Origin of the sequence: Mesorhizobium sp. CA14, from assembly GCF_020165195.1 — a bacterium.
Classification (GTDB): Bacteria; Pseudomonadota; Alphaproteobacteria; order Rhizobiales; family Rhizobiaceae; genus Mesorhizobium.
Window position 1 is genome coordinate 1 of sequence record NZ_JAIUHR010000031.1, and the last position, 14,172, is coordinate 14,172.

Here is a 14,172-nt window from a genome sequence, read left to right on the forward strand (position 1 = left end):
CACCATCCTCTGCGCCATGCTGCGCAACAATCAGGAATGGAACCCTCAACACACCTGAAAAACACAGTTGCTCATCCATCTCGGCGCTACGCGCCGATCCACCTTCTCCCACAAGGGGAGAAGGGGAAGGCCTTGCCGCAACGCTGCCGGCACGAGACACAGAGGGAAGCCATGCCCAAAATCGACCTGCCATCTGTCCCCATCCGCAAGGCTCCGGCTACTCTTCGCCTTTTGACCAGCCCTGCGCCGAGCGCACCCGCCAGCGCCTCGGCGACGTGGGCGGCCTGAAGGATTTCGGCGTAAACCTGATGGGACTCCCGCCCGGCGGCTGGTCGAGCCACGCCACTGGCACAGCCATGAGGACGAGCTCGTCTAAGTACTGGAGGACGAGCTGACGCTGGTCGGGACGGCGGCGAAACGCTCTTAAAGGCCGGCGACTGCGCCACCTTCGCCAAGAACAGCCGCAACTGCACATGATCAACCGCTTGTCGGTGACGGCGCGCTACCTGGAGGTCGGCTCGCGCAATCCGGACGATGTGATCATCTGCTCCGACATCGACATGATGAGCCCGAGCTCGGATGGAAGGTTTTTGCACAAGGATGGGAGGGCGTATGAGGAGTAGCGGTGAAGGATAAGCACTAAATGCTCAGCGAAAAGAGATTCATAGGTGGCGCTTTCAAACTGGCGTAATTCCTACTTGTCTTTTCTATCAAAGTCGTTCTCAAATCGTCCTGCGAAAAGGGGGGATGGCCATGCACAAATGAAAGTGCGCGGCTTCGGGTGATTCTGCATGAGTGCATTCGATACGATAATTACTGCCAAGAACGCCCGTCCAATTTGGAAAAAGCTGAGCGAGAGCATAGTACCGATTGTCAGCAAGATTGATCTGGCAGGAATGGATGCTGCTATGGATCGATTGCGATCTGACATAAGACAAAATAGATATATTCCATCAATCGGTCATGGATATCTAGGGTATCTAAAGGCCGCTGGATGCACGCGTTTTGTGCCAATTCTCACAGCGGAAGACATGACGGTATTTTATCTGATCGTCCTCTCTTTACAGGAGTATCTCATCGAGGATTTTGATGGCGTCTACGGAGCTTATAGGTCGGTTCCAAAGACCGCAAGAAAGTCAAAAGAGCCAGAAAAAGAAGACGATATTATCGACCCTTACTTCCGTGATACCTTCTCGCGGAAGGCATGGTTTAAGGATTGGTCACAATTTACAGATTTATTGACAGCGACGTGTAACGATTCGTCTGTCGGCAATTATGTGGTTGTGTCTGACATAGCTAATTTTTACGACACAATAGATATCGGACGCTTAATCAACGGAATTAGAAGTAAAGTTTCAGGCAATGAAGAGATCGTTTCGCTTCTAGGGTACTTCTTGAATTATTGGGATAGACGGATAAAGGGTTACAGCGCATCTTCGAAGGGTATACCTCAGGAGATTATTTCAGATGCATCAAGAATTGTTTCAAACTTTTATCTGAACGAATTTGATAGAAGATTTATCGACTATTGCGGGACGCAGGGAGTGCTATACATACGGTGGGCTGATGATATAGTTATTTTTGGAAAGTCAAAACTTCATCTTGAGCGAGTTATGCATTCTGCATCTAGGTTTTTGCTAAATATAGGTTTAAATTTTAACGCGTCAAAGACAAAGCATTTCTCCAGGCGGGAGTTTCAGGAATATCGAGCGCTCGATTTGTTGAGCGCAATTTCGTCAAAGAACGCGCCGGCTTTTGAGAAGGAACTGCGGAGGTTCGCGACCCGCTACCCCTATAAAGGCGGAAGGGTTGATACTGTGGTGAAAGCCTCTCTGAATTTCCTTTCAGGAGAGCCTAGAGCTAGATCTCTGTATGCGATGAATTACATGCAAGAGCGTCTAAGTGAATACGAATTTCTTTCAACTTTGAATGAAAGTCAACTTCTTAAGAAGTACCTATTATTTGGAAACATAACAAAGGAAATTAGAAAAGATATCGAGCTAATATTGCGCCATCCCTACGCGGCTCCGCGGGCCACTTTTTTGTCTTTTATCGCGAAATACAGCAAAAGATTGATCGCAGAAGGAGTCAAAACAACTGCAATCAAATCTTTTGTTGATCGAATTGAAGGCTTTCTCAGGATAGCGAAATTACATTGTCAATTTGTATTCCTGCCGCGAGGGCGAAGATTTAGGGCGGCGACCGTTATTCTTTGAAGGATGGGTCACCCAAAATACTCCTGCAGCGGCCGAACCTCCAGGTTCCCCGCCCTTAACGCCGCAATAGCCTCCGCCACAGCCGCAGCACCAGACAGCGTGGTGTAATACGGCACCTTCTGCATCAGCGTGGCGCGGCGCAGCGATTTCGAATCCGACACCGCTTTCTGGCCGTCGGTGGTGTTGAAGACGATCTGGACCTGGCGGTTGCGGATGGCGTCCTCGATGTGGGGGCGGCCTTCCAGCACCTTGTTGATCTTCTCGGCCGTCACGCCGTTCTCGGCAAGGAAGCGGGCGGTGCCGGAGGTGGCGAGGACCTTGAAGCCCTGGCCGGCGAGGCGTTTGACTGCCGGCAGGATGCCGGCCTTGTCCTCGTCGCGTACCGAGACGAACAGCGTGCCGGAGCGCGGCAGGTCGACATTGGCGCCGAGCTGGCTCTTGGCGAAGGCCAAAGCGAAGTCGCGGTCGAGGCCCATGACCTCGCCGGTCGAGCGCATCTCCGGCCCGAGCAGGATGTCGACGCCGGGGAAGCGGGCGAAGGGGAAGACCGCTTCCTTGACGGCGATATGGCCGGGCCGCCTGGGATCGGGCATGGCGCCGTAATGGGCGAAGGCGTTTTCCAGCGTCTCGCCGGCCATGATGCGGGCGGCGATTTTCGCAATGGGGCGGCCGATGGTCTTGGCGACGAAGGGCACGGTGCGCGAGGCGCGGGGGTTGACCTCCAGCACATAGACGGTGCCGTCTTGAATGGCGTATTGCACGTTCATCAGGCCGCCGACGTTGAGCGCGCGGGCGAGTGCCGCGGTCTGCCGCTCCAGCTCGTCGACGAGGTCGGAGGGCAGCGAGTGTACCGGCAGCGAGCAGGCGCTATCGCCCGAATGGATGCCGGCCTCCTCGATATGCTCCAGAATGCCGGAGACGAAGGTATCCTTGCCGTCGCACAGGCAATCGACATCGACCTCGATGGCGCCGGAGAGATAGGTGTCGAACAGCAGCGGGTTCTTGCCCAGCAGCGTGTTGATCTGGCCGGTCTTGTCGTTGGGGTATTTCTGCTTGATGTCCTCCGGCACCAGGCCGGGCACGGTGTCGAGCAGGTAAGTCTGCAGCATGCCTTCGTCATGGATGATCTGCATGGCGCGGCCGCCGAGCACATAGGACGGGCGCACCACCAGCGGGAAGCCGAGCTCGCCGGCGACGAGGCGCGCCTGCTCGACCGAGTAGGCGATGCCGTTTTTCGGCTGGCTGAGGTTCAGCTTGTGCAAGAGCTTCTGGAAGCGGTCGCGGTCCTCCGCCAGGTCGATCATGTCGGGCGAGGTGCCGAGGATCGGGATGCCGGCCTTCTCCAGCGCGTCGGCCAGCTTCAGCGGCGTCTGGCCGCCGAACTGGACGATGACGCCGACGAGCTCGCCGGACGCCTGCTCGGCGCGCAGGATCTCCAGCACGTCCTCCGCCGTCAGCGGATCGAAATAGAGGCGGTCGGAGGTGTCGTAGTCGGTCGAGACCGTCTCCGGGTTGCAGTTGATCATGATCGCTTCATAGCCGGCGTCGCGCAGCGCGAAGGCGGCATGGCAGCAGCAATAGTCGAACTCGATGCCCTGGCCGATGCGGTTCGGGCCACCGCCGAGGATGACGACTTTCTTGCGCGACGACACGCGCGCCTCGTTGGCGGGCTCGCCGACGAAGGGCACTTCATAGGTCGAGTACATATAGGCGGTCGGCGAGGCGAATTCGGCGGCGCAGGTGTCGATGCGCTTGTAAACCGGATGAACGTCGAGCTTTTCGCGAAGCTTTTGAACGAGTTCGGCATCGGTCTTCGTCAGCGAGGCGAGGCGGGCGTCGGAAAAGCCCATCGCCTTCAGCATACGCAGATTGACGGCGTCCTGCGGCAGGCCATGCTCGCGAATGCGTTCCTCCATGGCGATGATGCCGGCGATCTGCTCGAGGAACCACGGGTCGATCTTGCACATGGCGTGCACGTCTTCCAGCGAGGTACCCATGCGGATCGCCTGCGCCACCATGCGCAGCCGGTCCGGCGTCGGCGTGCCCAGCGCGGCGCGGATGGCGTTACGGTCGTCGACATGGCTGGCGGGGGCGCTGCCGTGGCCGAGGCCCGGAATCTCGATCTCGTCGAGGCCGGTCAGGCCGGTTTCCAGTCCGCGCAATGCCTTCTGCAGCGATTCCTGGAAGGTGCGGCCGATGGCCATCACTTCGCCGACCGACTTCATGGCGGTGGTCAGCACCGGCTCGGCGCCGGGGAATTTCTCGAAGGCGAAGCGCGGGATCTTCGTGACCACGTAGTCGATGGTCGGCTCGAAGGAAGCCGGCGTCGCGCCGCCGGTGATGTCGTTCTCCAGCTCGTCCAGCGTGTAGCCGACGGCAAGCTTGGCCGCGACCTTGGCGATCGGGAAGCCGGTTGCCTTGGAGGCAAGGGCGGAGGAGCGCGAGACACGCGGGTTCATCTCGATCACGACCAGGCGGCCGTCGGCCGGGTTGACGGCGAACTGCACGTTGGAGCCGCCGGTCTCGACGCCGATCTCGCGCAGCACCGCGATCGAGGCGTTGCGCATCATCTGGTATTCCTTGTCGGTCAAGGTCAGCGCCGGCGCGACGGTGATGCTGTCGCCCGTGTGCACGCCCATCGGATCGAGGTTCTCGATCGAGCAGACGATGATGCAATTGTCCGCCTTGTCGCGGACGACCTCCATCTCATACTCCTTCCAGCCGAGCACGCTTTCCTCGATCAGCACTTCGGTGGTGGGCGAGGCATCGAGGCCGGACTGGACGATGTCGTAGAATTCGGCGCGGTTGTAGGCGATGCCGCCGCCGGTGCCGCCCATGGTGAAGGAGGGACGGATGATGGCCGGCAGGCCGACATGGTCGAGCGCCTGGGCGGCGATCGCCATGGCGTGGCTGATATAGCGCTGCTTGCGGTCGCCTTCGCCGAGGTTCCAGCGCGTTTCCAGCGCATCGAGCGCGGCATCGAGGTTTTCCGGGTTCTCCGCCTTCAGCGCAGCGCGCTCGGCCTCATGGATCTTGCGGTCGGCGTCCTTGACCTCGGTGGCGTTGGCCAGCATAGAGCGCGGCGTCTCCAGGCCGATCTTGCTCATCGCCTGGCGAAACAGCGCGCGGTCCTCGGCCTTGTCGATGGCATGAGCATCGGCGCCGATCATCTCGACTTGATAGCGCTCGAGAACGCCCATGCGGCGCAGCGACAGCGCCGTGTTGAGCGCCGTCTGGCCGCCCATGGTCGGGAGCAGCGCGTCCGGGCGCTCCTTGGCGATGATCTTGGCCACCACTTCGGGCGTGATCGGCTCGATATAGGTGGCGTCGGCCAGCTCCGGATCGGTCATGATGGTGGCCGGGTTGGAGTTGACCAGGATGACGCGGAAGCCCTCTTCCTTCAGCGCCTTGCAGGCCTGGGTGCCGGAATAGTCGAACTCGCAAGCCTGGCCGATGACGATGGGGCCGGCCCCGATGATCAGGATCGACTTGATGTCGGTGCGTCTTGGCATGTCTACGGGTTCCGTTTGGCGAGCGGCTTGCACGAAAAACCGGGACGGGAGGACCCGGCCGGTTGTGCTTGCCATTCTGGTATCAGGCTAGGAGGGCCTTATAGGGAAGAGTTTTGGCGGATGTAACCCCGAAAATGAGGGCAGTAGGGCAGTAGGGCGTCTCTTCCCTATTGCCCTATTGCCCTACTGCCCTACTGCCTTATTCCCCTGTATCAGTACCCAACGCCAGTGCGTCCGTGATCTCAAAGCGCTCGGAAACGCCGATGCGGATCATGTTGAGGCTGCCTTCGCGGGTGAAGCGGAATTCGTCGGAGGAGTCGGAGCCGGCGGGCTTGCCGTCGTGGAAATTGATGAGGCGGGTACCGCCGTCCGGCCAGGTCACGGTCACGACGCTGTCGCCGCCCTCATGCGCGACACTGATTTCGCAGCGGGTCATCGGCTGGCCGACATGGCGGGCGCAGGGGATGCCGCTGCCAGCGTCTGAGGCGGGGGCGTCGGATTGAGCGGTTGCCGAGGCGGCGAAGGCGAGGGCGTAGGCATCCCGCATGGCGATCGCGCTGATATCGACTGGCCTCGGCGGAGCGGCCGGCTCGCTGCGACCCAGGCGCGCCGCGATGTCCGGCTGCGGCTCTTCGGAAGGCTCGGGCGCGTTGGCTTCCTGCGGCAGGCTGGCGTCCGTCGCCGGCGCTGCCGCATCTTCAGGGGCCGGCGCCGGATTGGCGGGGCTGAGATAGCGGGCCGGCGCCCAGCCGGTTATGTGGGCGTCCTGCGTGTCCTCGACCTTGCACCACGGATAGTTGTTGACGGTCTTGCAGCCGTAATTCTTCACGGCCGTGCCGTTGGGCAGGCGCGCCGCCACCTTCCCGTTTGGTGAAGCGGTGGCGCGGATGTTGAGGAGATCATCCGGCGCGAGGCCGCCGATGCTCGAGACGATCGGTCCCGGCGCATCCTGAGCCATGGCCGGCAGGGCCGCCGCCAGCAATGGAGCGACGAAGAATGCCTTCAGCGTCAGTCGGAGCGTAATCTTGCGCTTCATCTTTGGCTGCATTTTTCCAGTCGCAACCAGGTCCAAAGCGAGCTCCGGCCGCAAGCCGAGGCGTTATAGTCGGCGAGACCGCGAGATGTCATGCTAAATTTAGCGGCAATTGTGAGGTCAAGGGCGCGCGCAAATCGTTCAGGCCGAAACCTCGACATCGGATGTGCCGACCGCGGGCAAAGCGGAGTCGCCGTCAGCCGCGGCGATCACGCTGTCGAGCAGGCCGGGGAAGCGCTTGTCGAGGTCGTCGCGGCGCAGCGTGATCAACCGGCTGGTGCCGACCGCTTCGCTGCGGGTGACGCCCGCCTCGCGCAGCTTGGCGAGGTGGTAGCTGAGATTGGTCTTGGAGGCGAGGTCGAGGAACTTGCTGCAGTTCAGCGGCACACCTTCCTTGCGAGCCAGATAGCGCACGATGGCAAGCCGGGTCGGGTCGCCGAGCACGGCGAGCACGATCGGCAGGCTGATCTGGTCGGCAGTTGGATGGGGCAGGCTCATGGCCCAGAATTAAGCACAAACGGCACGAACTTCAACGCGGCTTCCTTTTCTGCCGACAGACATAGCCTCTTCCTTTCGGCCCCGTCCTGACACAGGGCTGTCAACAGGGTTCAGCTATTTTCTCCCGGCTCGGTTGACATCATGCCCTGTTATGTCCAATTGTTCAATAACTTTTGAACTAAGGACAGTTCCCATGGACAAGCGGATCTTCTGGCTTGCGCTCGGATCGTTCGCGATCTCGACCGAAGGCTTCGTCATCTCCAGCCTTCTTCCCGATATTGCCACTGACGCCGGCATCTCCGTGCCGCTCGCCGGCTCGCTGATCACCGCCTTCGCGCTCGCCTATGCGTTCGGCGCGCCGGTGCTGGCGACGCTGACCGGCGAATGGGACCGGCGGCGAGTCATCCTGTGGACTCTGGTGTTCTTCGTCCTTGGTAATGTTGCTGCCGCGCTCAGTTCGTCCTTCGAGCTGCTTTTGATCGCCCGCATCGTCATGGCGCTGTCGTCCGGCCTGTTCGCGGCGACCGCGCAAGGCACGGCGGTGGCGCTGGTCGACGACCATCATCGGGCGCGCGCCATCGCCGTCGTCGTCGGCGGCACCACAGTGGCCGTGGCGGTCGGCGCGCCGCTCGGCGCGCTGGTAGCGGCGATCGCCGGCTGGCGCGGCACTTTCTTCGCCATTGCCGGGCTCGGCGCGCTGGCCGGTGCGATCCTCTGGTACCGGTTGCCCCGCGGCATCGTCGGCACCAAGCTGCCGCTGAAGGCGCGGCTGGCGGCGGCAGTACGGCCCGGCGTGATGCCGATCCTGCTGACCACGGTGCTGGCGCTGATCGGAGCATTCACCGTCTTTGCCTTCATCGCGCCCTTGGCCATAGAAAGCGGCGGGCTCTCTCCGATCGCGCTGCCGGGCATGCTGCTCGCCTTCGGCGTCGGCGCCGTCATCGGCAACATCGCCGGCGGTCAGGCCGCCGACCGCTTCGGCGCCACCCGAACCGTCGCCTGGTCGCTGGCGCTGTCGGCCGCGATGCTCGCCACCTTCTCGCTGATCCCGACCTTCCTGCCGCAGTCGATCGCCGGGCCGGCGCTGATGGGTATGATGGTGCCCTGGGGCATTGTCGGCTGGGCCTTCCCGCCGGCGCAGGCGAGCCGCATCATAAAGATCGCGCCGGATGCCGCGCCGATCGTCTTGTCGCTCAACGCTTCGGCGCTCTATCTCGGCGTCGCGCTGGGCGCGGTGGTCGGAGCCGCGGTGCTGCGCTTCGGCGTCCCGGCCGATCTCGGCCTGATCGCGGCGGTGTTCCCGATCGTCGGCCTGGGCGTCGTGCTCGCCGGCCGGATGTTGGCCCGCCCCATGGCGATGCCGGCGGAATAACCAGTCAAAGCTTGGTTGACGGCCGCCTCCTCAGTTCGAAGGGGCGGCCGTCGGCATTTCCAGATCGAGATCGGCCACGGCGTCCAGCGCCGCGCGCAGCTTTGCCGCCTGCTCCGCGCCAACCTTTTTCTCGAATTGCTGTTGCGCGACGCTCCAGAGCTTGAGCGCCTCGTCGAGCTTAGCCTGGCCTCGTGGCGTCAGCCGCACGCGCTTGACGCGGCGGTCGTCCTTGTCGGGGAAGGTCTCGAGATAACCGTCGCGGATCAGCGGCTTCAGGGTGTGGCCGAGAGCCGACAAATCCATGATCAGCGCTTCGGCGATGGTGCCCATCGCCGGCTCGTCGCTGATGTGGATCTGAAAGAGCAGCCCGAACTGCGTGCTCTTCAGGCCCGAAGGCGCCAGCGCGTCGTCGTAGAAGCGGCCGAGACTGCGCGCGGCACGGCGCAGCGTGGCGTTGTTGCAGTCGCTGAATCCCGGCTTCCCAGCTTCCGTCATGATCACTCCTCGCCGTCGCGTCGACGCGCCAGCCTGCCGCAGAAATAGTTTTCGCCGCCGCCGTTGACAAGATAGTGGCATATACCTACTTCGCCAAAAGTGGCATATGCCACTAATTTAGATCGGTGGCCCGGCGGATGATCTGGTCGTCGGCAGCGGGCCAAGCGAAGCGAACAAAGGAACAGGACAATGAGCACGAAGGACAACAAGGGCACTGCCGTCATCACCGGCGCGTCGTCGGGCATAGGCGCGGTCTATGCAGACCGGCTGGCAGGGCAGGGATACGATCTGGTGCTGGTGGCGCGGCGCGCCGACCGGCTGCGGGAGTTGGCGGACAAGCTGGCCTCTGCCTATGGCCGCAAGGTCGAGACAATCATCGCCGACCTTGCGGCCGATGCCGATTTGCGCCGCGTCGAGCAGGCGGTGGCGGCGGATGACAGCGTGACGCTGTTGGTCAACAATGCCGGCGTGGGTGGCCTGGAGACGATCGCCGACGCCGATGCCGACGCGGCCGAGCGCATGATCAAGGTCAATGTCGTGGCGCTGACCCGGCTGACCCGCGCGGCGCTGCCCGGCCTGCTTGCGCGCAATCGCGGCGGGATCATCAACATCGCCTCGGTCGTTGCCTATGGCATCGCCGTCGGCGGCATCTACAGCGGCACCAAGGCCTATGTCGCCAACTTCACGGAAGCGCTGCAGAAGGAAGTCGCCGGCACCAATGTGAAAGTCCAGTCCGTGGTGCCCGGACCGGTCCGCACCGAGCTGTGGGACGTCTCCGGCATCAGCCTTGACGGGATCAATCCGGACTGGATCATGAGCGCCGACGATCTGGTCGACGCGGCACTTGCCGGGTTCGCCCAGGGCGAGACCGTCACCGCGCCCGGCCTTGCCGATGCGGCTGGGCTGGCCACCTATCTCGGTGCCCGGGACCAGTTCTTCGGGAGCCTGTTCTCCGGCAAGCCGGCGGCGCGCTACGCCGTCTGAGGACTAGGTTCCTCGCCCCCACGGAGTGGGGGAGAGGTGGCCGCGAAGCGGCCGGAGAGGGGGCTTTCATAGGGCGAGTTCGTCGCCGGATCCTTGGTTAGGGCGGCGCCAGTCCCCCTCTCCGTCTCGGCTTCGCCGAGCCACCTCTCCCCCACCTTCGTGGGGGCGAGGAACAGCACTACACCGGCCGCCACATCTGCAGGATCGAGGCGGCCAGCAAAAGGCCGAGCACGATGTTGAGCGCGCGCCACTGGCGCTCCGTCTTGAGCAGGCGGGCAAGCAGGGTTCCCGCCACGCACCACAGCGACAGCGAGAATGCTGCCGTCAGTCCGAACACGGCGCCCAGCAGCAGCGCGAGCTGCAACGGACCATCGGCCAGTGCCGCGAAGGATGCGGCGGCGCCGAGACCCATCGCCCAGCCTTTCGGGTTCATCCACTGGATGCCGGCGCCGCCGAAAAAGCTGTTCGGCCTGGCCATGCTGATGTCGAGGTTGGGTGGACCGCTGCGGCCGATCTTGATCGCCAGCCAGATCAGATAGAGCGAGCCGGCGATCTTCATGGCAAGCTGCAGGGATGGAATGGCGGCTAGAAGTCCAGCCAGGCCTGCCGCGCCCGCGGCGGCCACGGTAGCCAGCCCCGCGGCGCTGCCGGCCATCAGCGGCACCGACCGGCGAAAGCCGAATTGCGCGCCGGACGCGGTCGACAATGTCGTGGCAATGCCCGGCGTCGAGGTCGAGATCAGCGCGAACAGGACCAGCGGGGTGATGGTGTCGGACATGCGGGCTCCCAAATCGAGGAGCAGGCATGCTTAAGCGCTTGGCGGCATCAGTAAATGCAATGTTTGATATGGTTTGCATTAGTAACTATAATGTCATTTATGATCCGCGACCTCGACACGATCCTCATCCGCACCTTCGTCACCACCGCCGACAAAGCCAGCATGACGGCGGCGGCCAATGCGCTTCATCTGACGCAAGGCGCCGTCAGCCAGCAGGTCAAGCGGCTGGAGGAGGTGCTCGGCCAGAGCCTGTTCGAGCGCGACCGCCGCGGCCTGAGGCTGACGCGCTCCGGCGAACGGCTGCTCGACAAAGCGCGCCGCCTGCTGCAGCTCAATGACGAGATCCTCACCGAGATCAGGGGAAGGGCGGTTGCCGGGCAGGTGCGGCTCGGCGTGCCTTACGATCTCGTCGGCACGCTGCTCGCGCCCGTGCTGAAGGCCTATGCGGAAGCCTATCCGCAGGTGGAGATTTCGCTGGTCTGCGCGTCCTCGCCGGAACTCGCGGCGGCCCTGGCGGCGGGCACTATCGACCTTGCCGTCATCGAGGAGCGCGTCGGCCCCACCGTGGGCGAATGCCTGCTCGTCGATCGGCTGGTCTGGGTCGGCGCCAGAGGCGGGACCGCGCGCCTGAAGCGGCCGCTGCCGGTTTCGATCGTCGCCGACACCTGCGCCTTCCGGCCGGCGGTGCTGGCCGCGCTTGGCGAGCATGGGCTCGACTGGCGCACCGTTTTCGAGAACGGCAACATCGATGCCACGACCGCGACGGTGCGCTCGGACCTTGCGGTGACCGCGTGGCTTGCCTCGACGGTGCCGGCCGATCTCGACATCCTCTCCGATGCCGGTCTTCCGCCGCTGCCGAATTTCTCCGTCAACCTGCATCTGCCGAAACATGCCACCGCGCCAGCCGCAAAGGCTTTCGCCAGCCATATCCGCGAAGGTCTTTCCCGCTATCGCCAAGCGGCGTGATGCGACCGCCGGTCAGCGATTGGCTGCCGCCATGGCGACGGCCAATTGCGCATCGAAAGCGCGCTTGAAGGCCGGCCGCGCCTCGCCGCGGGCGACATAGGCGGCAACGTTCGGGAATTCGTTCAGCAGTCCCGATCTCTGCAGCCGGCGCAGCACGCCCACCATGACAAGGTCGCCGGCGCTGAACGCGCCATCGAGCCAGTCGGAATCGCCGAGATGTCGGGAGAGCTCGGCCAGCCGTTTGCTGATCCGGTCATCGACCAGGGGCAGGCGCTCGTCATGCCACGGCGCATCGCGCTCGAGGATCACGGCGGTTGCGCGCTCGAGGATCGGCGGCTCCACTGTGCTGTACGCGGCGAACATCCAAGCGACCGCGCGCGCCCGGGCGTTCGCATCGTCGGGCAACAGGCCCGCGTGGCGCACCGCGATGTGGAGGACGATCGCGCCCGACTCGAACAGGGCGAGATCGCCTTCTTGGTAGGTCGGGATACTGCCGAATGGATTGATCGCAAGATGCGCGCGTTGCTTCATCGCATCGAACGAAACGAGGCGAACATCATAGGGCTGGCCGACTTCCTCGAGCGCCCAGCGCACGTGCATGTCGCGCGCGAGCCCCCTGCCGCCATCGGGCGATCGTTCAAAGGCGGTGATGGTGGGCATCATCGGCGGCTCCTGACCGTTCAATCGTCGTTGCGAAAAAGGCTTCCTGATCGGATGCCCAGCGGGCCTGGCCCGCTGGGCGACGGCCTCGTGCTACTTCCAGTTCCTGCGCCGCTCGAGCTCGGCTTGCGAAGGCTCCTGCTGGGCAAACGAGCCCGTGCGGATTTCCCCTCCGCGCTCATAGGTCGCCATGATGACGCCGGTGGTGGAAGCCTGCGATTTGACGAGCTTGAATGCCGCCGGCATCGCGTTGTCGCCGAACAGCCGCTTACCCCTGCCCAGCAGCAGCGGGAAGGTCATCAGCCGGATCTCGTCGATCAGCCCGTTGGCGAGCAAGGTCTGGATCAGATTGCCCGATCCCTGGATGAGCAGGTCGGGTCCATCTTCCTGCTTGAGCTCCTTGAGCCTTGCAACGACGTCCGGTCCGAGCGACTGCGTGTTCTGCCAAGTCAGCGTATCCGGCCGGTGCGTCGCCACATATTTGACCGCGGGGTTGAAGACAGCCGCGATCGGATCGTTCTGATACGGCCAGTACGCGGCGAAGATATCGTAGGTTCTGCGGCCGAGGAGCAGGTCGAACGGTCTGGAGAACAGTTCCTCTATGGCCGCGCCTGCCACCTCGTCAAAATAATGGAAGGTCCAGCCGCCGAATTTGAAGCCGCCGACCGGATCCTCTTCCGGCCCGCCCGGCGCCTGCATGACGCCGTCGAGGCTGACGAACGTGGCGGCGATGATCTTGCGCATCTGTCTTCTCCCTTTCACGATCCGCGCCGTCGCGGCCGGATTTCGAGCTAAGGACGAACGGCAAGGCTGCTCTCCGACACAGCCCCGCGAATTTCTAGCGCGTGTCGTCGACGCGAATGGCGCGTGACGAGAACCAGACCTCGCCGAAGACGGCGGTGGCGGTGCGGTCGGGCGCCTTGTCTTTCCTCAGCCAGATCGAGCGGGTGCGCGCGGCGCGCTCGCGCGTCGGTATTTTCGCGCCCGGCTCGGCGGTGGAGGCGCCGACGCAAGGGATGAACCAGGAGCCCATGAAGGGCCGGCAAGCAAAGCCGTTTTCCAGGCGGGTTATGAGGACCGCGAGGCCGACCGTTTCGGAAGGGCGCCAGGGAAAGACCATGCGGCCGCCGGGTTTCAGCGCTTTCAGCCATGCAGTGGGCGGCGCGACGACGCCGGCATTGACATAGATGATGTCGGAGGGCGGCAACGGCTTGGCGACAGCATCGCCCTGGATAATTTCGACGTTGGCGTATCGGGAAAGGTTCGCTTTGGCGCGCGCGGCAAGGTTGGCCTCGATCTCGAAGGCGGTGACGCTGCCGCCCGGCTCGATCAGTCTCGCCAGCAGCGCCGTATAATAGCCGGTGCCGGCGCCGATATGGGTGACGGCCTCGCCAGGTTTCGGCTCGACCTTGCCGATCCACATGGCATGCAGTGCCGGCTCGCCATTGTTGATGCCCTTGTCGGCATCGAGCACGACGAGCACATTCTGGTAGATGTAGCCAGGATCGGCGCTCGGCGTCTCGAACCGGCCTTCGCCGGCAAAGACGGTCCATGGTCCCGGACCCAGGAAAGCCTCACGCGGTACCGAGGCGAACACCTCCTCGATGCGCGGATCGGCCGACCGGGCCTGCGCAGCCATCAGCCTGGCGTAGAATCTG

General features: G+C 63.1%; 12 protein-coding genes and 1 pseudogene. 5 read left to right on the top strand and 8 right to left on the bottom strand.

Annotation, left to right across the window (positions count from 1 at the left end; all coding sequences use genetic code 11):
• The first annotated feature begins 171 nt into the window (after window positions 1–171).
• Together LB565_RS25110 and LB565_RS25115 are read left to right on the top strand one after the other, a co-directional pair.
• Window positions 172–623 (top strand): annotated as a pseudogene (locus LB565_RS25110) (cupin domain-containing protein).
• Between the two features lie 168 nt (window positions 624–791).
• Window positions 792–2,216: an RNA-directed DNA polymerase gene (locus LB565_RS25115; RefSeq protein WP_224588660.1), complete on the top strand. Its 1,425-nt coding sequence runs from the start codon at window positions 792–794 to the stop codon at window positions 2,214–2,216.
• An 8-nt stretch (window positions 2,217–2,224) separates the two neighbouring features.
• Here LB565_RS25115 and carB read toward each other — a convergent pair whose 3' ends face one another.
• The 3 genes from carB to LB565_RS25130 all read right to left on the bottom strand — a co-directional run bounded on the left by carB (window position 2,225) and on the right by LB565_RS25130 (window position 7,259).
• Window positions 2,225–5,728 carry a carbamoyl-phosphate synthase large subunit gene (gene carB / locus LB565_RS25120; RefSeq protein ID WP_224588661.1) on the bottom strand — a complete coding sequence of 1,168 codons (3,504 nt, stop codon included), beginning with the start codon at window positions 5,726–5,728 and terminating at the stop codon, window positions 2,225–2,227.
• A gap of 199 nt (window positions 5,729–5,927) precedes the next feature.
• A complete protein-coding gene (locus LB565_RS25125; RefSeq protein WP_224588662.1) occupies window positions 5,928–6,764 on the bottom strand; it encodes an SH3 domain-containing protein in 837 nt (278 codons plus the stop codon).
• Between the two features lie 138 nt (window positions 6,765–6,902).
• Window positions 6,903–7,259 carry an ArsR/SmtB family transcription factor gene (locus LB565_RS25130; RefSeq protein WP_224588663.1) on the bottom strand — a complete coding sequence of 119 codons (357 nt, stop codon included), beginning with the start codon at window positions 7,257–7,259 and terminating at the stop codon, window positions 6,903–6,905.
• A gap of 193 nt (window positions 7,260–7,452) precedes the next feature.
• Between LB565_RS25130 and LB565_RS25135 the strand changes: the two genes are divergently transcribed.
• A complete protein-coding gene (locus LB565_RS25135; RefSeq protein ID WP_224588664.1) occupies window positions 7,453–8,631 on the top strand; it encodes an MFS transporter in 1,179 nt (392 codons plus the stop codon).
• Window positions 8,632–8,661: 30 nt separating this feature from the next.
• On the opposite strand, the gene LB565_RS25140 is transcribed toward LB565_RS25135, so the two are convergent.
• On the bottom strand, window positions 8,662–9,126 hold the full coding sequence (locus LB565_RS25140; RefSeq protein WP_224588666.1) for a MarR family winged helix-turn-helix transcriptional regulator: 465 nt from the start codon (window positions 9,124–9,126) through the stop codon (window positions 8,662–8,664).
• Window positions 9,127–9,315: 189 nt separating this feature from the next.
• Here LB565_RS25140 and LB565_RS25145 point away from each other — a divergent pair, with 189 nt between their 5' ends.
• The gene (locus LB565_RS25145; protein ID WP_224588668.1) at window positions 9,316–10,110 is read left to right on the top strand and encodes an SDR family NAD(P)-dependent oxidoreductase; all 795 of its coding nucleotides are present in this window, start codon (window positions 9,316–9,318) and stop codon (window positions 10,108–10,110) included.
• Between the two features lie 178 nt (window positions 10,111–10,288).
• Here LB565_RS25145 and LB565_RS25150 read toward each other — a convergent pair whose 3' ends face one another.
• Window positions 10,289–10,888, bottom strand: coding sequence for a LysE family translocator (locus tag LB565_RS25150; RefSeq protein ID WP_224588670.1), 600 nt, complete (start codon window positions 10,886–10,888; stop codon window positions 10,289–10,291).
• Between the two features lie 99 nt (window positions 10,889–10,987).
• On the opposite strand from LB565_RS25150, the gene LB565_RS25155 reads away from it, so the two are divergent.
• Window positions 10,988–11,854: a LysR substrate-binding domain-containing protein gene (locus LB565_RS25155; RefSeq protein ID WP_224588764.1), complete on the top strand. Its 867-nt coding sequence runs from the start codon at window positions 10,988–10,990 to the stop codon at window positions 11,852–11,854.
• A gap of 12 nt (window positions 11,855–11,866) precedes the next feature.
• On the opposite strand, the gene LB565_RS25160 is transcribed toward LB565_RS25155, so the two are convergent.
• The 3 genes from LB565_RS25160 to LB565_RS25170 all read right to left on the bottom strand — a co-directional run bounded on the left by LB565_RS25160 (window position 11,867) and on the right by LB565_RS25170 (window position 14,153).
• Window positions 11,867–12,517 carry a glutathione S-transferase family protein gene (locus tag LB565_RS25160; RefSeq protein WP_224588671.1) on the bottom strand — a complete coding sequence of 217 codons (651 nt, stop codon included), beginning with the start codon at window positions 12,515–12,517 and terminating at the stop codon, window positions 11,867–11,869.
• A gap of 90 nt (window positions 12,518–12,607) precedes the next feature.
• Complete coding sequence (locus LB565_RS25165) at window positions 12,608–13,258, bottom strand: dihydrofolate reductase family protein (protein ID WP_224588673.1); 651 nt, start codon at window positions 13,256–13,258, stop codon at window positions 12,608–12,610.
• A gap of 94 nt (window positions 13,259–13,352) precedes the next feature.
• Window positions 13,353–14,153, bottom strand: a complete 801-nt coding sequence (locus tag LB565_RS25170; RefSeq protein WP_411970692.1) for a protein-L-isoaspartate O-methyltransferase family protein — start codon at window positions 14,151–14,153, stop codon at window positions 13,353–13,355.
• Between the last annotated feature and the right edge of the window lie 19 nt (window positions 14,154–14,172).